At 54.6% G+C, this 23,998-nt stretch carries 26 protein-coding genes; 25 read left to right on the top strand and 1 reads right to left on the bottom strand.

Annotated elements, in window-relative coordinates; all coding sequences use genetic code 11:
* Positions 1-420: 420 nt before the first annotated feature.
* The 23 genes from AC5RE1_RS02545 (at position 421) to AC5RE1_RS02435 (ending at position 21,169) form a co-directional block, all read left to right on the top strand.
* A complete protein-coding gene (locus AC5RE1_RS02545; protein ID WP_071128862.1) occupies positions 421-1,167 on the top strand; it encodes a sigma factor-like helix-turn-helix DNA-binding protein in 747 nt (248 codons plus the stop codon).
* A gap of 5 nt (positions 1,168-1,172) precedes the next feature.
* Entirely contained in the window at positions 1,173-1,424 is a 252-nt protein-coding gene (locus tag AC5RE1_RS02540) for a hypothetical protein (RefSeq protein WP_071128863.1), read from the top strand.
* Entirely contained in the window at positions 1,421-1,831 is a 411-nt protein-coding gene (locus tag AC5RE1_RS02535; RefSeq protein WP_071128864.1) for a hypothetical protein, read from the top strand. The genes AC5RE1_RS02540 and AC5RE1_RS02535 overlap by 4 nt, the downstream gene beginning before the upstream one ends.
* Entirely contained in the window at positions 1,824-2,972 is a 1,149-nt protein-coding gene (locus tag AC5RE1_RS02530; protein WP_493938294.1) for a DUF2800 domain-containing protein, read from the top strand. Before AC5RE1_RS02535 ends, AC5RE1_RS02530 begins: the two co-directional genes overlap by 8 nt.
* An 18-nt stretch (positions 2,973-2,990) precedes the next feature.
* The gene (locus AC5RE1_RS02525) at positions 2,991-3,548 is read left to right on the top strand and encodes a DUF2815 family protein (protein ID WP_071128866.1); all 558 of its coding nucleotides are present in this window, start codon (positions 2,991-2,993) and stop codon (positions 3,546-3,548) included.
* 252 nt (positions 3,549-3,800) lie between these two features.
* Positions 3,801-5,813 (top strand): DNA polymerase, encoded by a 2,013-nt coding sequence (locus AC5RE1_RS02520; RefSeq protein ID WP_071128868.1) that lies wholly within the window; start codon positions 3,801-3,803, stop codon positions 5,811-5,813.
* Positions 5,814-6,226: 413 nt separating this feature from the next.
* Positions 6,227-6,991 (top strand): phage antirepressor, encoded by a 765-nt coding sequence (locus tag AC5RE1_RS02515; RefSeq protein ID WP_071128869.1) that lies wholly within the window; start codon positions 6,227-6,229, stop codon positions 6,989-6,991.
* Positions 6,991-7,431 (top strand): DUF7768 domain-containing protein, encoded by a 441-nt coding sequence (locus AC5RE1_RS02510; RefSeq protein WP_071128870.1) that lies wholly within the window; start codon positions 6,991-6,993, stop codon positions 7,429-7,431. The genes AC5RE1_RS02515 and AC5RE1_RS02510 overlap by 1 nt, the downstream gene beginning before the upstream one ends.
* The gene (locus AC5RE1_RS02505; protein WP_083378348.1) at positions 7,431-7,829 is read left to right on the top strand and encodes a hypothetical protein; all 399 of its coding nucleotides are present in this window, start codon (positions 7,431-7,433) and stop codon (positions 7,827-7,829) included. Before AC5RE1_RS02510 ends, AC5RE1_RS02505 begins: the two co-directional genes overlap by 1 nt.
* Positions 7,826-10,084: a phage/plasmid primase, P4 family gene (locus AC5RE1_RS02500; RefSeq protein ID WP_493938293.1), complete on the top strand. Its 2,259-nt coding sequence runs from the start codon at positions 7,826-7,828 to the stop codon at positions 10,082-10,084. The genes AC5RE1_RS02505 and AC5RE1_RS02500 overlap by 4 nt, the downstream gene beginning before the upstream one ends.
* Before the next feature lie 139 nt (positions 10,085-10,223).
* Complete coding sequence (locus AC5RE1_RS02495) at positions 10,224-10,502, top strand: VRR-NUC domain-containing protein (RefSeq protein WP_493938292.1); 279 nt, start codon at positions 10,224-10,226, stop codon at positions 10,500-10,502.
* The gene (locus tag AC5RE1_RS02490; RefSeq protein WP_493938291.1) at positions 10,483-11,856 is read left to right on the top strand and encodes an SNF2-related protein; all 1,374 of its coding nucleotides are present in this window, start codon (positions 10,483-10,485) and stop codon (positions 11,854-11,856) included. Before AC5RE1_RS02495 ends, AC5RE1_RS02490 begins: the two co-directional genes overlap by 20 nt.
* On the top strand, positions 11,847-12,308 hold the full coding sequence (locus tag AC5RE1_RS02485) for an ArpU family phage packaging/lysis transcriptional regulator (RefSeq protein ID WP_493938290.1): 462 nt from the start codon (positions 11,847-11,849) through the stop codon (positions 12,306-12,308). The genes AC5RE1_RS02490 and AC5RE1_RS02485 overlap by 10 nt, the downstream gene beginning before the upstream one ends.
* Positions 12,309-12,477: 169 nt before the next feature.
* Positions 12,478-12,855 carry an HNH endonuclease gene (locus tag AC5RE1_RS02480; RefSeq protein ID WP_493938289.1) on the top strand — a complete coding sequence of 126 codons (378 nt, stop codon included), beginning with the start codon at positions 12,478-12,480 and terminating at the stop codon, positions 12,853-12,855.
* Between the two features lie 244 nt (positions 12,856-13,099).
* A complete protein-coding gene (locus tag AC5RE1_RS02475) occupies positions 13,100-13,672 on the top strand; it encodes a P27 family phage terminase small subunit (protein ID WP_493938288.1) in 573 nt (190 codons plus the stop codon).
* 343 nt (positions 13,673-14,015) lie between these two features.
* Positions 14,016-15,206, top strand: coding sequence for a methionine adenosyltransferase (gene metK / locus AC5RE1_RS02470; RefSeq protein ID WP_493938287.1), 1,191 nt, complete (start codon positions 14,016-14,018; stop codon positions 15,204-15,206).
* Positions 15,178-16,434, top strand: coding sequence for a site-specific DNA-methyltransferase (locus tag AC5RE1_RS02465; RefSeq protein ID WP_493938286.1), 1,257 nt, complete (start codon positions 15,178-15,180; stop codon positions 16,432-16,434). Before metK ends, AC5RE1_RS02465 begins: the two co-directional genes overlap by 29 nt.
* 3 nt (positions 16,435-16,437) lie before the next feature.
* The gene (locus tag AC5RE1_RS02460) at positions 16,438-17,958 is read left to right on the top strand and encodes a DNA cytosine methyltransferase (protein ID WP_493938285.1); all 1,521 of its coding nucleotides are present in this window, start codon (positions 16,438-16,440) and stop codon (positions 17,956-17,958) included.
* Between the two features lie 88 nt (positions 17,959-18,046).
* The gene (locus AC5RE1_RS02455) at positions 18,047-18,262 is read left to right on the top strand and encodes a hypothetical protein (RefSeq protein WP_493938284.1); all 216 of its coding nucleotides are present in this window, start codon (positions 18,047-18,049) and stop codon (positions 18,260-18,262) included.
* The gene (locus tag AC5RE1_RS02450) at positions 18,256-18,723 is read left to right on the top strand and encodes a virulence protein (RefSeq protein WP_493938283.1); all 468 of its coding nucleotides are present in this window, start codon (positions 18,256-18,258) and stop codon (positions 18,721-18,723) included. Before AC5RE1_RS02455 ends, AC5RE1_RS02450 begins: the two co-directional genes overlap by 7 nt.
* Positions 18,724-18,811: 88 nt before the next feature.
* Complete coding sequence (locus AC5RE1_RS02445) at positions 18,812-19,099, top strand: Nmad4 family putative nucleotide modification protein (RefSeq protein WP_493938282.1); 288 nt, start codon at positions 18,812-18,814, stop codon at positions 19,097-19,099.
* A 183-nt stretch (positions 19,100-19,282) separates the two neighbouring features.
* A complete protein-coding gene (locus AC5RE1_RS02440; protein WP_101486015.1) occupies positions 19,283-19,486 on the top strand; it encodes a hypothetical protein in 204 nt (67 codons plus the stop codon).
* 78 nt (positions 19,487-19,564) lie between these two features.
* Positions 19,565-21,169 carry a terminase large subunit gene (locus AC5RE1_RS02435; protein WP_493938297.1) on the top strand — a complete coding sequence of 535 codons (1,605 nt, stop codon included), beginning with the start codon at positions 19,565-19,567 and terminating at the stop codon, positions 21,167-21,169.
* Here the strand turns inward: AC5RE1_RS02435 and AC5RE1_RS02430 are convergent.
* Positions 21,155-21,775: a DUF1643 domain-containing protein gene (locus tag AC5RE1_RS02430; RefSeq protein ID WP_493938281.1), complete on the bottom strand. Its 621-nt coding sequence runs from the start codon at positions 21,773-21,775 to the stop codon at positions 21,155-21,157. The two genes, AC5RE1_RS02435 and AC5RE1_RS02430, sit on opposite strands and share 15 nt — an antisense overlap.
* A 32-nt stretch (positions 21,776-21,807) precedes the next feature.
* On the opposite strand from AC5RE1_RS02430, the gene AC5RE1_RS02425 reads away from it, so the two are divergent.
* Both AC5RE1_RS02425 and AC5RE1_RS02420 read left to right on the top strand, forming a co-directional pair.
* Complete coding sequence (locus AC5RE1_RS02425) at positions 21,808-23,118, top strand: phage portal protein (RefSeq protein WP_493938280.1); 1,311 nt, start codon at positions 21,808-21,810, stop codon at positions 23,116-23,118.
* The gene (locus tag AC5RE1_RS02420) at positions 23,115-23,990 is read left to right on the top strand and encodes a head maturation protease, ClpP-related (protein ID WP_493938279.1); all 876 of its coding nucleotides are present in this window, start codon (positions 23,115-23,117) and stop codon (positions 23,988-23,990) included. Before AC5RE1_RS02425 ends, AC5RE1_RS02420 begins: the two co-directional genes overlap by 4 nt.
* The last annotated feature ends 8 nt before the right edge of the window (positions 23,991-23,998 follow it).

Here is a 23,998-nt window from a genome sequence, read left to right as displayed (position 1 = left end):
CGATCAAGCACCTGATGGAGGCCAACCCGAAAACGGCCCCGCAGTGGGCTCGCGATATGGCAGCAAACACAAGTTGAGGCAAGGCCGTCCGGTTTTGGGGTTTCCCATGACTTATTAGTGAGGGGTGGTTGCTACCGGTGGCCACGGTGCATCTTCCCACTCAAGCTCGAAGCTCCGGCTTTGAGGGCCTGCCTGGCGGGTAGGCGACCTCCACAACGTACGTGGTTGTGGTTGTAGACAAACAAGTTCACTAGTGAGACCTGCTCTGGGAGCGCTCGGCGGGTCACCCTCAACACGCCTTCGGGCAAGAGGGTGACTCGCCTTTGTCGTCTCCTCAAGCGGTTTTCACTAGTGATCTGAGCAATCTTTAGCGCGGGTCTCCACAAGCCCTGACTTTGTCAGGGAGATGGAGACGAGACCGTGAAGGTCAACCTCAAGTCCGAAGGATACACGTTCAAAAACGACTACCAAGTTAAAAGCTTCGATATTGATGCTGACGATTTCGCGGTCATGATTGATTCTGACCGTCGCCAGCGCGCTAAGGAAAAGAACCTGCCACTCGATAAGGTTGCGCCGCGCAGCCCGCAGGAAATCTGTGACGATTTGTGGCGGGCAGAGGAGGCGGTTGCTCACGATGCCAAGCGTGGGGATCGTGGCAAGGGCAAAAAGAAGTGTAACTGTGGGCGTGCTTGCGAGGAGCGTCAGGGCTGCCGGGCGCCAGAATCATTTCCTTGGTCCCTCGACTATATGAAGCAAGAGCCCAAGGTTCGGGACGAAGTTTTGCCTCTTTCTGCTGAAAACCAGCTTCTAACTGATATCGATGCGGCCTATAGGGAAAGGATGCTGGATGCTTTACAAAAGGCCCGCGAACGACTTGATGTCAGGCACCGCCAAGTCATTGAGCTGATGCATCCAGCTGGTGATTACGGACCGAAACCCGGCACCGAAAACTCTGACGCTTATGTTCGTAAGCCGGTCTCGCAGGCTGATGTGGCCCGCGAGCTTGGTCTTACTCGCGCACGTGTTTCCCAGCTTTATAAAGAAGCGCTCGCGATGCTGCACGCAGCACTGGTGGAGGCCGGATTTAACACTTTAGCACCGGTCGGCAGTGAGTTAGAGGGAGAAACCAGCCAGGTAGCTCCCATGACCGAAAGGCAAGGTGAGTAGCAATCATGGCATCTCATGGTTTGAAGCTTTCCATCGCTAAACACATCCCGGCCGACCCGGGAATCGTCGCCACCAAAACAGTAAAAGTACGCGAACGCATCGCCCGGTTCCTGTTCGGTGCCCCTCGCAAACTCATGATCATCGTGCCCGGTGAGAGTGTCGACCAGATCGATATCCACGAAAAACCTAATCCCGACGAGTCGCTGATAGCGCTTGCGGAGGCGGTCGGCGTAACCAAGGCAGGTGAGGCGAAGTGAACGTCACGCAAGCAAACAGTGTTATTTCTGCTCTCAATCATGTTGCTGAGTTGGTGACTGCTCTAGCGGCGGATGTGGAGTCTGCTGCCTGGGAGGGGTTTGAGGATCATGCTGGCATGAGCGGTGCGCGTCCTATGGCTGCCGCCCAGCTCGCCCAGCCAGCATTATCTGATGCGGTAGCTGAACACGGCCGGCAAACCACACAGTCAACACCTCAACCTACTCCCCCGCCTCCAGTGGTTTCACTTGAACAGGTTCGTGGGGTGCTAGCAGAGCTTTCCTCGGCAGGTAAGACTGCGCAGGTGCGCCAGCTGATCCTGGATGCGGGTGCGCAGCGCCTTTCGGATGTGAACCCGGGCAAATATGGGTGGCTGCTTGATCAGGCGAAGAGGCTATCTGATGCCTGACCAACACGCACTCCTTAGTGCTTCTGGCGCTCACCGGTGGCTGAACTGCCCGCCCTCAGCGTTAGCGGAGGCGGGTCTGCCGGATTCGTCTTCGGCTGCTGCCGAGCAGGGTACGGTGGCTCACGCGCTGGCGGAGTGGAAACTACGCCACGCCTTGCATCAGGCACCATCCATGAAGCCGGTATCAAATTGGATCGACTCTGAGATGGAGGCCCATACCGACGACTACGTCGCCTTCATCCAAGAGCGGCTGCGTGAGGCACGCAAAACCTGTGCAGACCCTCAAGTGTTGATCGAGCAGCGCCTGGACTACTCCTATCTGGTGCCGGGTGGGTTTGGTACCGGCGACTGCGTAATCATCGCCGAACCGGCATTGCAGATCATTGACCTGAAATACGGGCAAGGTGTGCTGGTTGAGGCAGAACGCAACCCACAGCTCATGTTGTATGCGCTCGGTGCGCTGGCTGCTTTCGATCCTCTCTACGATATCTGTGAGGTGGCGGTGACAATCTTCCAACCCCGCAGATCCAACGTGGACACCTGGACAGTTAGCGTCACCGAACTGAGGGCGTGGGCTGAGAAGGTTGTGCGCCCAACGGCCAAGCAGGCAGCTCGCGGTGAAGGTTGCTTTGCGGCAGGTGATTGGTGTCGTTTCTGCAAGCTAGCAGCGACTTGTAGAGCTAGGGCCGAGGCGAATCTAGCGCTAGCCCGCTTGGAGTTCGCTCCACCAGCCCAGCTTAGCGATGTGGAGATTGCTGAGGTGCTCACCAAGCTGCCGAAGTTGAAAGCCTGGGCATCTGACATCGAGGCCTACGCACTCTCGCTAGCGATTAATCAAGGCAAGACCTGGGCTGGCTTCAAGCTCGTCGAAGGACGCTCGATTCGCAAGTACACCGACGAAAACGCCGTCGCGCAGGCGGCTGAGGCTGCAGGTGTCAGCGACATTTTTGAGCGCAAGCTCAAGACGATTACGGCACTGGAGAAACAGCTGGGCAAGAAACGCTTCAACGAACTCCTCGGCACCCTGATCGTCAAGCCACCGGGCAAACCCACCCTGGTGCCTGAAACAGACAAACGGCCCGCACTGGCAACCGTGAGCGCGGCCGAAGAATTCACTCAAATAAAGAAAACCAAGAAATAAACAGAAAGGTAACTAGCAATGTCAGTAAAGAATCCAACTCGAGTCATCACCGGCGAAGTACGCCTGTCGTATGCAAACCTGTTCGAAGCCAAATCCATCCAAGGATCCAAACCGAAATACTCTGTCAGCCTTATTATTCCGAAGTCCGATAAAGCAACGCTGGCGAAGATCGAGGCCGCCATTGACGCTGCCATCGAGGCAGGTACGGCCAAGTTTGGTGGCAAGCGACCTAACAAAGCGGCGCTGAAGCTACCACTGCGCGACGGAGACACCGAGCGCGACGACGAAGCATACGCAAACTCGATGTTCGTCAACGCAAACTCCACGACACCGCCGCAGGTAGTTGATGAGACCCTGGCTCCGATCCTAGACCGCTCCCAGGTCTACTCCGGATGTTACGCGCGTGCTTCGATCACGTTCTACGCGTTCAACACCAACGGCAACAAAGGTATCGCCTGCGGGCTAGGCAACATCCAAAAGATTCGCGACGGCGAACCCTTAGGTGGCGGTCACGTGTCTGCTGAGGAGGACTTCTCCGCCTTCACCAATAACAGTGGAGACGATTTCCTCAACTAGAACAAAGAAAGGAGCATACAAATGTCTGAGTGCTATAGCGCTTGCCTGATGGCTGGCACCGCACTAATCATCGCCTGCGCGACAGGGGCACTATTTGGGGATATCCTCGGCCTGCTCTTGGTCGCATGGATCAGGAAACGACAATCGAAACGTGAGATTCAACGCTGGCAGGCGCGATACCAAAACTCTGCCCTAAAAACTTCAGAGCAGAGTTAGCCGGGCACCATAGCTAGGCAGGGAGTCAGCCAAACCATGAGGCTGGCTCCCTGCCCCGCTACAAAACACATAGGACAAATCGTGCATATATCAATCGATTTAGAAACTTACAGCCCCACAAATCTTTCAAAAACCGGAGTCTACCCATACGCCGCCCACCCAGACTTCCAGATACTCCTGTTCGGCTACGCCATCGACGACGAGCCGGTGCAGGTGGTTGATATGGCTAGCGGAGAAAAACTACCCGACGAGATACGTGCCGCTCTGGTGGATCCACAAATTACAAAGTGGGCATTCAACGCCACTTTCGAGCGCATCTGCCTGTCAGCATGGCTACATCGTCACCACTCAGAGCTATTGCCTGAAGGCGAGTTTTTGGATCCGGCCCAGTGGCGGTGCTCTATGGTCTGGGCAGCATATCTTGGGATGCCCATGAGCCTAGACCAAGTAGCGAAAGTACTGGATCTGCCGGTGAAGAAAGACACGGCAGGTAAGAAGCTGATTAAGCAGTTCTGCACCCCAGCCACCCCGTCTCTCATTAATGAAGGCGCGTGCCGTAACCTGCCCTTATCTGATCCGGCAGGCTGGAAGGCCTTCAAGGAATACAACCGCCGTGATGTGGAGGTTGAACAAGCCATCCACACCAAGCTAGCTCGCTTCCCTGTACCAGAGGACGAATGGGCGGCTTACGCTCTCGACCAGCGCATCAACGATGCCGGAATCAACCTCGATGCGACCCTCGTTAATGCCGCTGTAACTTTAGATGATAAACATCGGCAGGCTACTTTGGCTCGTGCCCAAGAGCTAACTGGCCTGAAGAATCCGAACAGCCCGATCCAACTCAAAGACTGGCTCGCAAAAAACGACTACCAACTGGAATCGCTCGCGAAAGCCGAAGTCGAGACTGCTCTCGAAACGGCCACTGGCGTGGTGAAAGAAGTACTCGAGCTGCGCGGAGACCTCGCCAAGTCTTCGGTGAAAAAGTATCAGGCGATGCAAAACGTAGCAGGCATTGATGAACGCGCACGCGGCCTGCTGCAGTTCTATGGTGCCGGGCGAACCGGACGCTTCGCAGGACGACTCGTCCAAGTCCAAAACCTGCCCAGGAATTATCTACCTGACCTCGATGAAGCTCGCGTTCTCGTGAGAGCCGGGAACCTGGAAGCGCTCGAACTGCTCTACGAATCAGTACCCGACACGCTTTCCCAGCTGATCCGCACCGCATTCATTCCCAGCCACGGTAACAGGTTTATTGTCGCCGACTACTCAGCTATTGAGGCACGGGTGATCGCCTGGCTCGCCGGTGAAGAATCTACCCTCGCCGCGTTTCGTGACGGCAAGGATCTTTATTGCGAGACAGCCAGCCGCATGTTTGGAGTCAAAGTCGAAAAACACGGTACCAATGCCGGGCTGCGGCAGAAAGGGAAGATAGCGGTGCTGGCTTGCGGTTATGGCGGCTCCGTTGGTGCATTGAAGGCAATGGGTGCTTTGCGGATGGGGCTTGCCGAAGACGAACTAAAACCCATAGTGGATGCCTGGCGGGCAGCCAACCCGAACATTGTGTGGCTGTGGCAGGAAGTCGAAGAAGCAACACTTGAAGCCATCACCACTCGTAGACCAGTGCGCCTGCGTAACCTCACCTTCGCTCTTGAGTCCGGGATCCTGTTCATCACTTTGCCATCGGGTAGACGGTTGGCGTACGTGAAACCTGGTCTGGGTAAGAATCGTTTTGGTGGTACCTCGATCACCTACTGGGGTATCACCACGGGGCGCAGGTGGGGACGCCTGGAAACCTATGGCGGCAAACTAGTCGAGAATATCGTCCAGGCAGTCGCCCGCGACCTACTCGTGAATGGCATGCAAAACGTCACTGAAACAGGCCATCGGATCGTGATGCATGTTCACGACGAAATCGTCATCGACGAACCACTAGATTCCGGCTTCACCGTTGAGAACGTCTGCCAACTCATGTCCAGGCTGCCAGACTGGGCAGAAGGCCTGCCCTTGACTGCTGACGGATACGAGTGTTCCTACTACCGCAAAGATTAAGAATCTATGGTCTTTAGTATTTCGGCCGGGCTAGCGTCCAAGAATTGCCGGACACAGCAATAAAGCTGCTCTTGCAAGCTGTCTCGAGGCTGGTTGTCTTCTAGCTCGCACACGTATTCGAGGAAACAGCGCAGCCGCATCTGCGTAAACACCGCCCACACGCTCGCCTTATCAATCTTTTCCATACCCCTAATCATCACCATTGGTTAGGGGTAATGCCCACGGAGTATACCCAGCATCGCCACAGCACACAGGTTCTTTTCATCCCTGCTTCTGCTGGCTGCGTTGCGGTGGTTCGGGCTTCTCGATTTAACACTTTTAGGTTCATCGGCAGTCCAGTAGGAGCCCTTACTCTACTGCGCCGCCGGCGCACCACTTTTCGCCTACCTGGGGCTCTCAGGAAGGAAGCCCCCATGGGTAACCAACTACAAGCATTCACTAATGCAGCTTTCGGCACGATCCGCACCATCAACGAAGAAGAACGAATCCTATTTTGCGGTCGCGATATCGCGGCGGCACTTGGGTATGCGAATACTAAAGATGCTCTGGCGCGTCATTGCAAGGGGGTCGTGAAACGCTACCCCCTTCAAACCCCAGGCGGAATCCAGCAGACCAGATTCATAACAGAAGGTGATGTCTACCGGCTTATCGTCTCCTCAAAACTGCCAGCTGCCCAGCAGTTTGAGAAGTGGGTTTTCGACGAGGTCCTACCGACTATTCGCCGCCACGGTGTTTATGCCATCGACCAGCTGTTAGATGATGATGAGTTCCTTGAGCAGGCGCTGGCCCATTTGCGTGCCGAGCGCACCAAACGCTTGATTGCCGAACAGCTGTTGGCTGAGGCAACCCCTAAGATTTCCTACTACGACATCGTGCTGCAATCCGATTCTCTGCTGTCTGCTACCGAGATTGCGAAAGACTACGGGCTATCAGCCAAACGCCTCAACCAAATCCTGCGTGACGAAAAGATCCAGTTCCACCGCGCGGGCCGCTGGTTCCTCTACGCCGACTACGCCCAGCGCGGCTTTGCCCAATCCAAGACCCATGAATACGCACCGGGCAAGATGCGCACCCACATGTATTGGACTCAAGCCGGGCGCCTGTTCATCTACGACCTTTTGAAAAACCGGTGCGGGATCCTGCCGGTCATCGAACGCGAATCTGAGGTGGAAGCCTGATGAGCGCCACCACAGATCACGTACTAGGCCTATCACGCCGTAATTGCCACGGCTATGCTGATCCGACCAGCTACAAGGTCCTCAAGCAGTTACAGCTTGCCGAGAACATGGCCCGCCCGCTGACATATATCTGCTCACCCTACTCAGGCGACGTACAGGCGAATACGGCGCTGGCTCGCCAGTTTTGCGCCTTCGCTGTCTCTGCCGGGCAGATACCACTAGCGCCGCATCTGTTGTTTCCCCAGTTCATGGACGATCACGACCTTGATGAGCGCGAACTAGCGATGGCATTTAACCGAGTTCTTCTCGGTAAGTGCGAGGCGGTGTGGGTTTACACCGGCCGGGTTAGTCGGGGTATGCGTGCAGAAATCGAGTGGGCCCGCGACCTAGAACTACCAATCCACTATTTCAACGCCGATTTTCAGGAGGTTACTTACTAATGGAGAGCACCGCTACAGATAAGTATCAACAGATACGGATAGAAGAAGCCAATCGTGCTAAATGGCGTATCGATGGGTTTGACGAGACCGGCACACAAAACGTTCATATCGACGGCCGACTCATATCATGCGAAACGCTTAGTTCAGTTAGCTGCTCGATCATGAATGTTTGCGTGGGCACGAATGGCTACCAAGGCGGCGACGGAGGTCACGGGTGCCGCACCTACTTAAGTTTCAAGGAACAAGGCTGCGGAAGTTTCGAGATATCTATCGACCCTGGAACTCAACAACTAAACCTAGTCGCTGCTGGAGACGACGAACTGAGGACTCTTATCAAAGTGCTGCGGTTCGCGGCAGACACGCTTGAGGCTCAATCTGGACGAGGTGATGCCAAGTGAAGACATTCACGTGCGCAACATCAACTAGCACAGGCCAAGTACTCAATAGCCGCTACCCGAACCAGGTTAAGGTCACCTGCAAAGCAGACCTCCAGCAGGTAGCAAAACTCGACCATGTAGTAGCCACCTATAAGAACAATCACCGCTCGAACGAGAACTTCCTGGTTTCGGATTGTGTGGTGATGGATATAGACAACGACCACACCGAAAACCCCGAAGAATGGATCACGCCCGATTCGTTGTCTGAGCTGATGGCGGGTGTGGCGTTTATGACCGCCACCAGCCGTAACCACATGAAAATCAAAGGTAGGGAGTCCGCACGGCCGCGTTTCCACGTCTACTACCCGATAACCAAGATCAGCGATGCTAGCGAGTACGCGGGGCTCAAGAAGTGTTTGGCTGCACGCTTCAGCTTTTTTGATGCGAATGCTTTGGATGCTGGCCGTTTCATCTACGGCAACCCCGCTGCTGAGGTCGCCGTATTCGAAGGTGTGCAGCTGCTGGACGCGTGGCTTACGGCAGCTTATGAGCAGGATATGTTCGCAGTCTTCGATGCCTCCACACAGGCAATTGGTGAGGGCTCCCGAAATGCGACATTGTCTAGGTTCGCGGGTCGGGTGTTTATCCGCTACGGCAACACCACGCAGGCCCGCGAGTTGTTCGACCGTAAAGCAGCCCTTTGTGATCCGCCGCTACCCGCCGGTGAGCTTGCCCTGATTTGGGATAGTGCTTGTAAGTTCGCTGCCAAGGTTGCTGCCCAGCCGGATTATGTGTCGCCGGAGGTGTATCGGGTGTTGTCGGGTTTGCGGCCTGGAGATTTTTCCGATGTCGGCCAAGCGGACCTGCTTGCGGCCGAGTACGCGAATAAAATCCGGTACTCGCCGTCAACGAAATGGCTGGTCTACAACGGTAGTTTCTGGGAAGAAAACGAGCTCACCGCTCGCGGTGTGGCTCAAGAGCTAACAACCCGCCAGCTCGAAGAAGCCAAAACCCTACTATCTAATGCCGGCCAGCAGATGAGCGATAGCGGTGCCGAAGATGTTATGGCTGAGGCAACATCGAAAAAGAAAGGCTTAGCCCAATTAGAGGCAGGTCAGCTGGATGCCCTGGATCAGTTGGAGGCTGCACAGGCCTACCGAAATTTCGTGACTACTAGGCGAACATCGAAAAACATTAGTGCCACATTGAAAGAAGCAGCACCTATATTGCAGGTCGCGGTTAGCGAGCTGGATGAGGATGCGTACCTGCTCAACACCCCCGATGGCAGCTACGACCTAAGAACAGGCGCGAGAAAGAACCACGATCCAGCTGATTTGCTGACAAAGCAAACCTCGCTCGCCCCAACCCAGGAAGGTGCCCGGATCTGGTTGGAGGCGCTGGATGTATTTTTCCAGGCAGACCCAGAACTGATCGGGTACGTGCAGCGTATTTGTGGCCTGGCGGTGATCGGGCGGGTGATGGTTGAGGCCCTCGTGATCGCTTACGGGGATGGCCGTAACGGCAAATCCACGTTCTGGAATACCATCGCCCGAGTGCTCGGCACCTACGCGGGCACTATCTCCGCCGATGCGCTCACCGTTGGGGTGCGCCGCAACGTTAAACCCGAACTAGCCGAAGCCAGAGGCAAACGCCTACTGATCGCAGCAGAAACAGAAGAAGGCATGCGCCTTTCAACCTCGAACGTCAAACAGCTCGCTTCTACCGACCAGATCACTGCGGAAAAGAAATATAAGGACCCGTTCGCATTCACGCCCTCACACACTCTGGTGTTGTATACGAATCACCTGCCCAGGGTTGGGGCGATGGATACAGGTATTTGGCGTCGCCTGATCGTGATCCCTTTCGAAGCAAAAATCGAAGGCACCGCAGATATCAAAAACTATGCCGACTATCTCTACGAGCATGCCGGTGGTGCGGTGCTGGCGTGGGTGATGGAAGGCGCGCGAGCGATCCACGCCGATGACTACCACCTGGACCCACCCCGCAAAGTCATCGAAGCATCGAACGCTTACCGCGACGATAATGACTGGTTTTCCCAATTCCTCGAAGACCAATGCGAAACCGGCGAGGGCCTATCGGAGCGGGCAGGTGACCTCTACCAGACATATCGGGCGTGGGCGCAAGCCACCAGCGGGTGGGCTCGACCCATGATCGACTTCAACGCCGCCACCGAACAAGCCGGCTACGTGCGTAAGAAAACTAAAACCGGGATCCGCGTCTTCGGACTAGCCATCAAAAGCGAATTCTGTGCCTAAAACCAGCCGAGGGTGCAGACCGGTGCAGACCGTATAGCAACTTTCTCTATAGGGAAAAATTTTAATAAAAATAGCTATAGGGAAAGTATGGATTGACCCTGCACCGGTCTGCACCTCCAACCACAAGAGGTGAAGACCAATGAGAGAAAAATACCTAGAACAAGCCCTCAAAACCGCCATTGAAAACCTGGGCGGGATCTGCTGGAAACTCGTGTGCCCAGGAACAACTGGTGTACCGGATCGTATCTGCCTCAAGGCCGGACGAGTTGTTTTCGCTGAAGTAAAAGCACAAGGAGCCAAACCTAGGCCAATCCAGAACCGTCGGATGGCTCAACTGCGTGATCAAGGCTTCCAAGTCTTTGTGGTAGACAGCCTGGATGGGATTGCGGAGGTGAGTGATGCGCTACAAGCCGCATAACTACCAACGCCTAGCAACCGACTTCATTACCTGCCATGACCAGGCCACAATATTCCTGGGAATGGGCCTAGGCAAGAGCGTCATCGCACTATCGGCTATCTGGCAGCTCGTCCTCGACTACTTCCTCGTGACCCGAGTCCTCATCATCGCGCCACTTCGCGTAGCCCGTGATACTTGGCCAGCCGAAGCAGTCAAGTGGGATCACCTTGAGGGCCTGTCGCTGGCGGTAGCCGTTGGCAGCAAAGCCGAGCGCCTCGACGCCCTGGCGAAGAACTCGATGGTGACTTTGATCAACCGCGAAAATATCCCGTGGCTGGTCGCCCACTACGGTACATCCTGGCCTTTCGACATGGTCGTCATTGACGAACTATCCAGTTTCAAGAATCACCGGGCCAAGCGTTTCACGGCGTTGGTAAAGATACGGCCCTATGTGTCCCGCTGGGTTGGGTTGACCGGAACACCAGCAGCCAACGGCCTGATGGATTTATGGGCGCAGTTCCGGCTGCTAGATGGCGGCACCAGACTGGGACGCTATATCACTAGGTTTCGGGATCGCTGGTTCCTCCCCGATAAACGCAATGGAATGCAGGTGTTTACATATAAACCGCGCGCTGGTGCTGAGGACGAGATCTATGAGGCAATTTCGGACATCACCTTGTCCATGAAAACCACCGACCACCTGAAGCTGCCGGAGCTGACGGTAACAACCAAGCAAGTGAAACTCGCTAGCAAGGAGCGGGCGGTATATGAGCGACTCAAGCAAGACCTTGTCATCGAGCTAGATGGACAAACCGTGGATGCAGCGAACGCAGCCGCGCTTTCGGGCAAACTCTTGCAGCTGGCCTCCGGAGCCATCTACAACGAGCAAAGCCAGGCAATTACTGTTCATAGCGCAAAACTAGATGCTCTCGAGGATCTCCTCGAGGCCGCCAACGGGCAGAACCTTCTGGTGGCCTACTGGTACAAACACGACCTGAAAAGAATCACCGAACGCTTCCCACAAGCCCGAGTCCTAAAGACTGCCGAGGATATTACAGCGTGGAACACGGGCGAGATACCTCTCGGACTGATCCACCCGGCATCTGCCGGTCACGGCCTCAACCTCCAGGCAGGCGGGCACCTGCTCATCTGGTTTTCACTCACGTGGTCTTTGGAGCTGTATCAGCAAACCAACGCCCGTCTTTACCGGCAAGGCCAAACCCAGCCAGTCACCATCACCCACCTAGCAGCTGAAGACACTCTCGACGAAGCAGTACTTAAAGCACTCGAAGCTAAGAACGTTACGCAGGCCGCACTGATTGAAGCGGTCAAAACCCAACTAACAACCACGAAGGAGAATTCATTATGCATGTGATGACCAAATACCTCGATACCCGCAAAGCCGCGATCTGCGCACTAGAGGATTACCCGCTGATGGAACAAGCAGCTGGTCAAGACACCAGCGCTGAGGCCAACCAACTAAGAGCCGACCTGACCAGCCCTTCGAGCGTAAAGCTAACTGGCCTGCCGCACGCGAAAGACCCACATGCAGGTGAACGCCGCATCGCCGCAACCCTCGACAAGATCGACCTGCTGGCCGCCCGAAAACAAGAAGCCCAAGACTACCTCGACTGGTTCCTACCAGCCTGGGGATCTTTAGCTGAAGACGACAGGTTCGTGTTGGAAAACTTCTTCTTGGGTGAAGGCAACCAAGACGAACGAGTCCAAATGATCGGTGACCACTTCTACATCGAGCGCGACAGTGTTTACCGGCGAAAGAACCGAGCGTTGGATCGCCTCGCCGTGGCTTTGTATGGCAGGTGCTAGCTTGCACCCATGCGTTAGCGAGTATCCGAACCCTGCGATGGAAATCCAGGTTAGAGCCTGAGATACTGTAAATGGATAGAAATATAGAAAAGCGAAACCCTCCGGAACAAACAACACTGAACTGCTGACCGGAGGGTTTCACTTTGTTTGGGAAGGGACGGTGGGTGCAATGCCAAGCAAACCAGCCCGTCCCTGCTCCACGCCCGGCTGTCCCGAACTAACCCGCGAAAGGTTCTGCGAGATCCACGCCAAGGAAGCGGACAAGAACTACCGTAAGTTTGAACGTGACCCGAGAATCAACAAGCGTTACGGTGCCCGGTGGCGGAAGATCCGCGCCGCTTACATCGCTCAGCATCCTTTGTGTGAAGACTGTCAAGCTCAAGGAAAGATAACGCCGGTGGCTGAAGTCCACCACATTCTTCCCTTAGACCATGGTGGCAGCCACGACTTTTCTAACCTGCGCAGCTTGTGCAAGCCTTGTCATTCGCGTCAGTCGGCGCTCGATGGCGACCGGTGGCGGCAAGCACCTCAGGTCTACACCTACTAAAACGTGGTTTTCCGCTGTGACGCGCGAAAACACGCTTTACCTCAAAGATACTCAATTGAGTTTTGTTCGTCGCTTACGGCAAATCCCCGTCGCCTTGGTGAGGGGTTGGGAGCCTCGAATCTCTACAGACTTGGCGAAGGTCAGCGGGCGGGGCCAACCGTACGCAAAAAGACCGAATCAAACAGGGTATTAACCCGCAAGCCCTCCATTACCGGGCTAACCGCCTGGAAGGAGGCGAGATTTCATGGCGAAAGACGGAACCAATCGTGGTGGGCGGCGCGTGAGGGCTGGTGCGAAACCTGACCCGCTGAGTGAGAAACTCGCTAAGGGTCTGCCTGCTACTCGCCTGGAAGATCCGCTAGCAAGCCCTTTCGATTTTGAGGGCGCAGATGTTGGTGAGGGCGCGGTGCTTGCTGGTGAGGTGATGCCGGAGCCTTCTGAGTATCTTTCTGAGGTTCAACGCGATGGCAAACCGCTGGGCGCGGACATTGTCTACCGAGAGACATGGCGCTGGCTTGACGAGCGTGGTTGCACGAGGTTTGTTTCTAAGCGTCTGATTGAGGCCTACGCCCAGGCGTTCGCCCGCTATGTGCAGTGTGAGCAGGCGATCTCCAAGTTCGGTTTGCTCGGAAAGCACCCGACCACGGGGGCTGCTATCGCTTCCCCGTTTGTTGCGATGTCCCAGTCTTTTGGTAAGCAGGCGAATGTTTATTGGTATGAGATTTTTGAGATTGTGCGGGCGAACTGCACTAGTGACTATTCGGGTGCGGCTCCGGGTGATGAGGTTATGGAGCAGTTGTTGAAAGCACGCTCGTAGATGCGCCCTAGTTGTTTCCCGGGATTATTTGGAGCGTTTTGTTGCGGTCAAGCCTGCCCCTATCGCGATTCCGACTCCTGTGCCAATAGTTATCGCTAAGGCATTATCGTCCATAATGAACCGAAAGATTATGGCGGTCATTATCCCGGCGATCATTCCGTAAGCCACGGCTTTACCATTGCCGCCGGAAGGTTCTGGCTGATTAGGTTTACTCGTTTCGTCTTGCACGTATTCCAGTATCACACATGATTCGGGTTCGCCTGTCTATCTTTGCTCCCCACTCTTCGTTGGACATGGTGGGGAGTTTTTATTTCTTTTGATTTTCTACTGAAAGGGCATTCCTATGACTACGGTTCGCAGCGCTGAAGCAGTGTGTATCGGTCACCCCGATAAACTGTGCGATCTAATTGCTGATCAGATTCTCGACGAAATTCTCTACGCCGATCCCAACGCCCGCGTCGCGGTAGAGGTCATGGCTACTGGGCGACGCATTATTGTCACCGGTGAAATCAGCACTAAAGCTCGCGTGGACTTGCGAGATTGCGTACGCACAGCCCTGACTGCAGCTGGCTATAAGCCGTGGAGATTTTTGGTGTACGTGTGGGTGCGGCGTCAATCTAACGATATTAACGACGGGGTGAGCACATCTTTAGAGGCTCGCCATGGCGATGAGTCCGCTTATTGTCTTCAGGGGGCTGGTGATCAAGGCACGGTCTACGGCTATGCCTGCACCGATACACCTGAGCGTTTACCGTTACCCCTTGTTTTAGCCCACGAGATTTGTAAGCAGCTAGATGACGCGCGCAAGCAAGGAACCATCACAGGGATCCTTTCGGATGGTAAAGCACAAGTTTCGGTGCGCTACGACGACGCAGGAAAACCGCAAGCCGTAGAGACGGTGGTGGTTTCCGTTCAGCACGATAAATCCAAGGATTTTGAGGTGTTGCGCCGTGAAATAACATCGCTGATTGTTGGCCCAGCATGCCAGCGGTATCTACCGGTAGATGCGGACACGGTTGTGTTGATCAACCCGTCCGGGCGGTTCGTGGAGGGCGGCCCTAAAGCCGACACCGGACTCACTGGCCGAAAACTTATGGTTGATACCTATGGCGGGCTGGCCGGACATGGTGGTGGAGCTTTCTGTGGTAAAGATGCTTCTAAGGTTGACCGGTCGGGTGCTTATATGGCGCGGCTGATCGCCAAGACGGTGGTGGATGCACACCTAGCTGAAGAGTGCCAAGTGAGCATTTCTTATGCGATTGGCAAAGCCGACCCGGTCGCTTTTGCTATCGACACGCTCGGCACCGGCCAATACACCGACGAAATAATCACGGCTGCTGCGCGCGATGTCTTTAATCTTCGTCCGGCTGCGATCATCGACCAGTTTGGACTGCGAGCACCCGGCTATGTGCGCTATTCGACGTATGGGCATTTCGGGGATTACACACGCAAGTGGGAAGACACCTGGACTACTAGCCGTGAGCTTGTTAAGGCGGTGAAAAAGCATGCGCATCAAGCAAATAGCGCTAACTGATCTCACCCCAGCTGACTACAACCCCCGCAAAGACCTACAACCCGGCGACCCCGACTACGAAAAGTTGAAGCGTAGTCTCACGGAGTTTGGGTATGTGGAGCCAGTCATCTGGAACAAAACCACCGGAAATATTGTGGGTGGGCATCAGCGTCTGAAAGTACTGGCTGATCTGGGTTATAAAACCGTGGACTGCGTGGTCGTCGAAATAGACGAAACCCGCGAAAAAGCGCTCAACGTTGCGCTAAACAAGATCAGTGGCGATTGGGATGAATCCAAACTCGCCCTACTCATAGCCGACCTGGATGCTTCCGATTTCGACGTTGAACTCACCGGTTTCGATGAATCCGAAATACAACAGTTGATAGGTTCTCTTGACGGCGACAGTATCGAGGACGATAACTTCGACCTGAACGCCGCCCTAGAAGCGGCAGCCTTTGTCGAAAAAGGTGATATCTGGAGGGTTGGTAGGCATCGCCTGATGTGCGCGGATGCCACGAACCCGGCCGATGTCGAAACTTTGATGGATGGCAAACAGGCTAATCTGGTGGTCACAGACCCGCCTTACAACGTGGACTTCAAATCGAACAGCGGCCTGAAAATTGCAGGTGATAAGCAAGACGCAGACGCGTTTTATGAGTTTCTGCTGGCTGCGTTCACCAATATGGCAGACGCTTTGGAGAAGGGTGGGTCTGCATATGTTTTCCATGCCGACACNGAAGGATTGAACTTCCGTCGCGCTTTTCAAGANGCTGGCTTCTACCTGTCGGGCTGTTGTATTTGGGTTAAAGATTCCCTCGTATTGGGACGTTCCCCGTATCAGTGGCAGCACGAGCCGGTGCTGTATGGGTGGAAGAGAGACGGCCGTCACGCTTGGTATGCGAATCGCAAACAAACCACGGTGTGGAATTTTGCCAAGCCCCGCAAAAACAGTGACCATCCGACTTCGAAGCCGTTGGATTTGCTGGCTTATCCGATTCGTAACTCCACCCAAACCAACGCAATCATCCTCGATACCTTTGCTGGCTCTGGTTCCACGCTCATGGCTGCAGAAGCCACAGACCGCACTTGCTATTGCATGGAGCTAGATGAGAAATACGCTTCCGTGATTCTGCGCCGCTATGCCGAAGCAACCGGAGACGCAGCAGGGATCACGTGTGAGCGAGACGGCAAACAATACGCCTACCTGGATCTGGTGAAAGAGGTCGACCGCCCCAAGCAGAAAGGCTAACCCTTGACAAAAACTTTAAGGCTTGGCTCGCTTTTTGATGGCTCGGGTGGTTTCCCACTCGCCGCCACCAAGGTTGGTATCGAACCTGTGTGGGCGAGCGAGATTGAGCCCTTCCCGATCCTGGTCACCACCACGCGCCTTCCGCAAATGCAGCACCTGGGCGACATCTGCGACATTGACGGCAGTCAGCTAGAGCCAGTGGATGTAGTCACGTTTGGCTCTCCTTGCCAAGACCTGTCGGTAGCAGGTAAAAGGGCAGGCTTAGCTGGCGAACGCTCAGGTCTATTCCACCAAGCCGTCAGAGTCATCAGAGAAATGAGAAAGGCAAGTCATGGTCTATATCCAAGATTCGCTGTTTGGGAAAACGTGCCCGGAGCCTTCTCAAGCAATAAAGGAGCCGACTTCCACAGCGTCCTGCAAAACCTCATCTCGGTTGTCGACGAAACGGCAGCGGCTGACCTACCTCGAGTACAAAAGTGGCATAAAGCTGGAGCGATCGTGGCAGACCAATGGAGCATTGCGTGGCGAGTATTGGACGCGCAATTTTTCGGCCTGCCCCAACGACGCAAAAGAATCTACCTTATCTGCGATTTTGCAAGCGGGCGTGCCGGACAAATACTCTTTGAGCCCACGCGCCTGCGCGGGGATCTTGCGCAGGGCTGCAGTGAAAAGCAAAACCCTCCCACCAATCCTCGAGCAGGCACTCACGAGGCAAGCAAATCCTTAGATGTGTTCGCCTTGCGGATGCGGGCAGGTAAATCGGGTGGCGGTAAAGGCCCGCTCGTGCAAACAAATCTGTCGGGCACGCTCGGATGCAGTAACGACCAGAGTATTATTGAGCCGCTACTATTTGACCATCATCCTCATGATGCCAGAGTGGGCGGACCATGCCAGATAGCACCAACCGTGACCGCTCGTTACAGCACTGGCGGAGGCAATACTCCCATCATCGCTACCGCCTACGGTTTCAATGCGTTACATGAGGGACGCGGCGCGGCAGTGGGCAGGTACGGTTATTCAACCGAGGTATCCAAGACGCTCGATACGTCAGGGATAACTCCGACCTGTAACCAAGGCGGCATCGCCATCGTCGAACCTGACGTTGTGAGCGCCTCGAAGGCAGACTTCTTCTGCCGAGGAAACGTCAATATTGCTGGTGCCCTGTTGGCTTCGGACTCAACTGAGCCGCCCCTGGTCACCGACCCTGGCATGCCCGAATACCGCGTGAGACGCTTAACCCCAACCGAATGCGCCCGCCTACAAGGATTCCCGGATATTTGGACAGACGGACTCGCCATCGAGAACCCGAGCGAAGACGTGCTGGATTATTGGTGGCAGGTCTGGGCCAGCTGGGGCAAGGTACAAGGATTGAAAAAACCTAAAACCCGCAACCAAGTACGCAAATGGCTCGCAGCCCCGGTGACAGATCGGGCGTTATACAAGCTGTGGGGAAACGGGATAGCTTTGCCGTGCGCCAAACTCGTGCTTTCCCAGATAGTCACTGAGGCCACTAAAACTCCTTGATTTTAAGGCAAAAATTACTGGATAAGTACGCGTTCCTATGGCTGTATGTACATGACCAAACAACCAGCAAGAAAGAGAGGGTTTGGTGATGATGGGACAGCTATACGCCGATCTGGAAGAAATCGAAAACCTCGGAGTTGACCTGACCGATATTGGTGCGGTGCGGGATGTAGCCGAATACCACGGCTATGAGCACGTAGAAATGATTGTCTCCAACTTCCCAGACAACTACCTGCGCCTCATCAGTGCTTGGATGGACGTTCAAAGCATCGAGTTTGATGGTGAGGAGGATGAGCAATGGTGAACACCAAAAAGGCTGAAAACTACGGGCTCGTAGTCACCCTACCTGCCACGCTTGATGAGGCTGAGCTGGCAAGGCTGCATGAACTTATTGCAGCCAAGAAAGACTTGATCGCTAAAGCGCTCGGCGCGAGCCAGCTTAGCATCACCACCAGTAGTGAGGGGCTGAGTTTCCCGTGGTGGGATGAGCTGCCCGAGTTCGAGAAGATCACAGCCTACACCGAGTTCTTAACGAAGCTGGTCGCGTACGCCAAACAGATCCACCGCACCGTCACTCGCAGTACAAGCCAGGCAAGTAATGAGAAGTATGAACTGCGTTCTCTGCTTTACCGCATAGGACTTAGCGGTAAAAAGTATGCTGAGGTTCGCAAAATCCTGCTTAAGCCACTCTCGGGTAATTCGGCATGGAAAAACCCGCCCGACAAAGCATCTGGACAAGAGATGCGAATCTCTATTTTTCCTTGAAAATAAGCCCTTTTATGACTGGATATAAGCGGGAGTCTATGGCTGTATATACATACCAAAACGGTATGCGAAGAAAGGAAATACAGCGATGGAAACGACAACGATGGAACGCCTGCAAATGGCCACCGATAGCTACGGTGCGGTGGTGCGCTACGGCAACCTGGTGATCGCCACCAGCTACAGTTGGCACAAGGGCGGGGTTTATGGCAACGACGCCCGCATCTACCGCCTGACCGAAACCTCCTCCGAGAACCCCTGGCAGGGTAAGTCCTTCATCGAATGCGGCCTCGAACTGATCAAGCAAGCCGACCAGATTTTCCCTGACGACGGTCACGCGCTCTCCTGGGCGCTCACCGCCGCCATGGCCGCCGAATAAACAAGCCTGACTCGGGAGAACCCCTGCCACGCGCGGGGTTTTCCTTCTCACTGACGCCTTTTCGTTAGAGATGTTTATCGCTATTTTCCTTGCAAATAAGCCCAAAAACGACTGGATATAGTCGCACACCTATGGCTGTATATACATACCGAAACAACCACGGTAAGCGAAAGGACAAGGGCGATGAACACGAAATTCGACAAAGACCTGAAACTGATGGAAACCGACCCAGGCGAAGGCACCATGATTCTACGCGAACGCAAAGCCGAACTCGAGCGCATCGAACGCGAAGGACGATCCTGCAAAAACCGGTTCCGCCTCGAATGCCTCGCCCAAGAATACAACCGACTCAAACGCGAATACGATGCCCTCGACGCCATGGTCTAAAACCTGATTCTCCGATAAAGCCCAACCCACGCTGGTTGAGCTTTTCCTTTCTTTGTGATTGGAGGTGTCTTGATGGCAATGCGCCGCCTTGAACGCTACGAGCCAACCCGCTTTGCTCTGCCGACCTCGTATTACGATAAGCGGGCTGCGGACTATGCGGTCGCGTTCATTCAAGCGCTCACGCATACGAAAGGACGCTGGGCTGGCAGGCCGTTTGAGTTAATTGATTGGCAAGAACAAATCATTCGCGACCTTTTCGGCACCCTCAAAGCCGATGGATACCGCCAGTTCACGACTGCTTATGTGGAGATTCCGAAGAAGCAAGGCAAGAGTGAGCTGGCTGCTGCCGTCGCATTGTTGCTCACGTGCGCCGATGGCGAGGAACGCGCTGAAGTTTATGGGTGTGCTGCTGATCGGCAACAAGCATCCATCGTGTTCGAAGTGGCAGCCGACATGGTGAGAATGTGTCCCCCACTAGCCAAGCGGGTAAAGATCCTTAGAAGCCAAAAACGTATCATCTACTCCCCCACCAATTCCTTCTACCAGGTACTATCCGCCGAGGCCTATTCCAAACACGGATTCAATATTTCCGGAGTGGTATTCGATGAGCTACACACCCAACCCAACCGGGCGCTCTTCGACGTGATGACCAAAGGCAGTGGGGATGCTCGCACCCAGCCACTGTACTTCCTGATAACAACCGCCGGCACCGACACCCACAGCATTTGCTACGAACAACACCAAAAAGCCCAAGACATCCTTGCGGGCAAAAAGCACGACCCCACTTTCTATCCAGTCATATATGGGGCGGGGCAAGATGATGATTGGACCGATGAAGCCGTGTGGCATAAAGCCAACCCATCCTTGGACGTTACGGTGCCAATCCAGAAAGTAAGGGACGCTTGTAATAGTGCCAGGCAGAATCCGGCTGAAGAAAACACCTTCAGACAGTTGCGTTTGAACCAGTGGGTCAAACAGTCTGTGCGGTGGATGCCTATGAATACCTGGAACAAAAACGATGACCCAGTCCACTTAGATGAGTTAGAAGGCCGGGTTTGTTACGGCGGGCTCGACCTGGCATCCACCACCGATATCACTGCTTTCGTTCTCGTATTCCCACCCACGGATGACGATGACAAATACACGGTCGCGCCCTGGTTTTGGATACCCGAAGACAACCTGAAACTGCGAGTCGCCCGCGATCACGTCCCCTACGACCTATGGCATCAGCAAGGCCACCTACTCACGACTGAGGGCAACGTGGTGCACTACGGGTATATCGAGAAGTTCATTGAGGATCTTGGCACCCGGTTTAATATCCGAGAAATCGCTTTCGACCGGTGGGGTGCGATCCAAATGAGCCAAAACCTTGAGGATGCTGGTTTCACGGTGGTGCCTTTCGGGCAAGGCTTCAAAGACATGTCCCCACCATCGAAGGAACTGATGAAGCTGGCGTTGGAAGGCAAGCTTGCGCATGGTGGGCACCCGGTGCTGGCCTGGATGGTCGATAACATTCACGTGCGCACCGACCCAGCTGGCAACATTAAGCCGGATAAGCAGAAGTCTACGGAGAAGATTGACGGAGTCGTCGCCACCATCATGGCCCTCGACCGGGCCATCCGCTGCGGCACAGGATCATCAACAGGATCGGTCTACGATCAGCGCGGGTTACTGGTGTTGTAGCAGGTGGCATGCGTCGTGGGGTTGTTTGCCTCGCCAATGGGCAAGCCCGCCGAACCCTGGATGCAGTGGATGTCCGCTCTTGGATAGGTACGCCTGAACCTGGCGATCGGCAGGAATAAGCGAGTCAATCTCGGGTATTAGTTGTTTGAGCACTGTGCTTTTCCACGGGAAATTCTTGTCATTGGGGTTACCCCACATCAGATGAACACAGTGGCATTTCGGGAGAATCACTCTCAGTATCTGACGGGTAATGTCGATGGAATCCAGAATCTTCTGGCGGCCAGAATCGCTATCCCAATAAGGCAGATCACGAGGCTGCCCAATCAAAGGGAGCAGGTTCAGGATCGTCATTGATCGCCAATTAAATGGAGATCCATCTTCGTCGACGTGGAAAGATTTCAGAACCATTTCGGTCGTTGGATCACCACCCAGTTTCTGAGCAGCAAATCGCGTCGCACTCGATGGGTTAATCCCAATGAACACAAGGTCTCGACTATTCGCTGGATTCACCGGCGTACGTAGAAACCACCGTTGGCCAATTTGCGAAGGAGTCGCAGGAAATACCAACTCGCCACTCTGCCACGCCTGCCGAAACCCCTTATCCACCCCAACATTCTAAATCGAAAGTAGAAGGACACATGGGATTCCTGAACTGGCTACGCCCCAAACCCCGCCAAACCGAGAACCATACTATTTACTCGTCGTATTCGTTCCTGTTCGGCCCCACTTCCTCTGGCCGTCCGGTGACCGAGCGAAGCGCGATGCAAATGACCGCCGTGTATTCGTGCGTGAGGATCCTGGCCGAAGCGATAGCCGGGCTACCACTGCACGTCTACCGTTACAAGGACGGTGGCGGCAAGGAAAAAGCAGTCGATCATGGTTTGTACCGCCTGCTTCACGATGAGCCTAACCCCGAGATGACGAGCTTCGTGTTTAGAGAAACGCTCATGACGCATTTGTTGTTGTGGGGTAACGCGTTCGCTCAGGTAGTGCGTAACGGTCTAGGCGAAGTCATTGGACTGTATCCGCTGCAACCGAATCGGATGAGCGTAGGCAGGGATCTGGACAGCAAGGCTTTGTATTACGAATACCAAACCTCCTGGGACGAACCCGCAGGAGAGTACAAGACGATCCGACTTACCCCTAACGATGTGCTTCATGTTCCAGGTCTGGGTTTCGATGGGTTGATGGGTTATTCCCCGATCGCGATGGCGCGTAATGCCATCGGTCTGGCACAAGCCACCGAAGACTACGGCGCGAGTTTTTTCGCTAATGGTGCCGCACCTGGCGGCGTGTTGGAGCATCCTGGCACGATTAAGGATCCTTCTCGGGTGCGTGAGTCCTGGCAGGCTACCTTTGGTGGTGCGAAGAACGGCAATAAGGTCGCTGTTTTGGAAGAGGGTATGAAGTACACGCCGATTAGCGTGTCTCCGGAGCAGGCGCAGTTTCTTGAAACGAGAAAGTTTCAGCTCAACGAGATAGCCCGGATCTTCCGTATTCCGCCCCACATGATTGGTGACCTCGAAAAATCCTCGTTTTCCAATATTGAACAGCAGTCTTTAGAGTTCGTGAAATACACCCTTGATCCGTGGGTAATCCGCTGGGAACAAGCCATCACGAAAACTCTTTTGAACCCGCGTGAAAAGCAGCAGTTGTTTGTGAAGTTCAATGTCGAGGGGCTGCTGCGCGGGGATTACCAGTCGCGTATGGAGGGCTATGCGGTAGCTCGCCAAAACGGGTGGTTGAGCGCCAACGATATCCGCGAGTTAGAAAACCTTGACCGGATCGAGGCGGCTGATGGCGGGGATCTGTACCTGGTTAATGGGAACATGCTGCCCTTGCCGATGGCTGGGGCTTATGCCGACTTTCAACAAGCCGAAGAGGGCGAGTCTGGTGATGAAGTGCCTAAAGAACCTAGAGAGAACCTAATTTTGAGGAGGAGAATGTGAAGCGTTTTTGGAACTGGCTAACCCCACAGGAAACCAGCCCTAACAGTGATGGGGGTGAAAGGGTTTTGCGTATTAACGGGGTTATCGCTGAGGAATCATGGCTAGATGATGAGATAACCCCAGCGGTTTTTGCCTCCGAGTTAAATGCGGGGTCTGGGCCGGTCACTATCTGGCTGAATTCGCCTGGCGGTGACGTAGTGGCAGCTGCTCGTATCTATAACATGCTGCTGGATTATCCCGGTAAGGTCACGGTGAATATTGACGGGATCGCGGCATCGGCGGCATCTGTGATTGCTATGGCGGCGTCCACGGTGGCTATGAGCCCGGTTTCGATGCTCATGATCCATAATCCCGCCACGCTCGCTATGGGTGATAAAACCGAGCTGTCGCGTGCCCTGGACATGCTCGAATCTGTCAAGGACTCGATTATCAACGCCTACCAGCTAAAAACCGGGCTGAGTCGAGCGAAACTGTCCAAGCTCATGGATATGGAGACATGGATGGACGCGACAGCTGCTATCGACTTGGGGTTCGCAAATGAATTCCTCACCAGTAAACAGGCTCCTGCTCCAGACAGAGACGACGAGCCCACCAAGACAAATCCCGACAAGAGTGATGATCCTGGTGATGGCGAGGATGAAGAATCGGTGAGCAAGAAAGTACCGGGGCGAGCGAAAAATGAGCGCGGCGTGGTGTTTTCCAGAAAGGTTTCAGAGCAAAAACTTGTTGCCCAACTAGCTATGCACGGTAAAAGTGCTGCCCCTCCCGGGCCGCCGCCTCCTGTAAGTGAGCATCCTTGTTTAAAGCCCGCTGCCCCTTGTGGTCGGCGGGTTGTTGATTTATACGCCCATTTAACCAACCAACCCCATTAACTAAGAGA

The organism is Actinotignum sp. usb-actsch-rep-73, assembly GCF_059082735.1.
Note: the sequence above shows the minus strand (reverse complement) of the source record. Positions and strands in the feature narration are given on the sequence as shown.

Excerpts from the sequence above, each read along its gene's own strand:
- AC5RE1_RS02540 (WP_071128863.1), top strand. The coding sequence starts at position 1,173 with ATGGCATCTCATGGTTTGAAGCTTTCCATCGCTAAACACATCCCGGCC.
- AC5RE1_RS02530 (WP_493938294.1), top strand. The coding sequence starts at position 1,824 with ATGCCTGACCAACACGCACTCCTTAGTGCTTCTGGCGCTCACCGGTGG.
- AC5RE1_RS02525 (WP_071128866.1), top strand. The coding sequence starts at position 2,991 with ATGTCAGTAAAGAATCCAACTCGAGTCATCACCGGCGAAGTACGCCTG.
- AC5RE1_RS02520 (WP_071128868.1), top strand. The coding sequence starts at position 3,801 with ATGAGGCTGGCTCCCTGCCCCGCTACAAAACACATAGGACAAATCGTG.
- AC5RE1_RS02515 (WP_071128869.1), top strand. The coding sequence starts at position 6,227 with ATGGGTAACCAACTACAAGCATTCACTAATGCAGCTTTCGGCACGATC.
- AC5RE1_RS02510 (WP_071128870.1), top strand. The coding sequence starts at position 6,991 with ATGAGCGCCACCACAGATCACGTACTAGGCCTATCACGCCGTAATTGC.
- AC5RE1_RS02505 (WP_083378348.1), top strand. The coding sequence starts at position 7,431 with ATGGAGAGCACCGCTACAGATAAGTATCAACAGATACGGATAGAAGAA.
- AC5RE1_RS02495 (WP_493938292.1), top strand. The coding sequence starts at position 10,224 with ATGAGAGAAAAATACCTAGAACAAGCCCTCAAAACCGCCATTGAAAAC.
- AC5RE1_RS02490 (WP_493938291.1), top strand. The coding sequence starts at position 10,483 with ATGCGCTACAAGCCGCATAACTACCAACGCCTAGCAACCGACTTCATT.
- AC5RE1_RS02485 (WP_493938290.1), top strand. The coding sequence starts at position 11,847 with ATGCATGTGATGACCAAATACCTCGATACCCGCAAAGCCGCGATCTGC.
- AC5RE1_RS02480 (WP_493938289.1), top strand. The coding sequence starts at position 12,478 with ATGCCAAGCAAACCAGCCCGTCCCTGCTCCACGCCCGGCTGTCCCGAA.
- AC5RE1_RS02475 (WP_493938288.1), top strand. The coding sequence starts at position 13,100 with ATGGCGAAAGACGGAACCAATCGTGGTGGGCGGCGCGTGAGGGCTGGT.
- metK (WP_493938287.1), top strand. The coding sequence starts at position 14,016 with ATGACTACGGTTCGCAGCGCTGAAGCAGTGTGTATCGGTCACCCCGAT.
- AC5RE1_RS02455 (WP_493938284.1), top strand. The coding sequence starts at position 18,047 with ATGATGGGACAGCTATACGCCGATCTGGAAGAAATCGAAAACCTCGGA.
- AC5RE1_RS02450 (WP_493938283.1), top strand. The coding sequence starts at position 18,256 with ATGGTGAACACCAAAAAGGCTGAAAACTACGGGCTCGTAGTCACCCTA.
- AC5RE1_RS02445 (WP_493938282.1), top strand. The coding sequence starts at position 18,812 with ATGGAAACGACAACGATGGAACGCCTGCAAATGGCCACCGATAGCTAC.
- AC5RE1_RS02440 (WP_101486015.1), top strand. The coding sequence starts at position 19,283 with ATGAACACGAAATTCGACAAAGACCTGAAACTGATGGAAACCGACCCA.
- AC5RE1_RS02435 (WP_493938297.1), top strand. The coding sequence starts at position 19,565 with ATGCGCCGCCTTGAACGCTACGAGCCAACCCGCTTTGCTCTGCCGACC.
- AC5RE1_RS02425 (WP_493938280.1), top strand. The coding sequence starts at position 21,808 with ATGGGATTCCTGAACTGGCTACGCCCCAAACCCCGCCAAACCGAGAAC.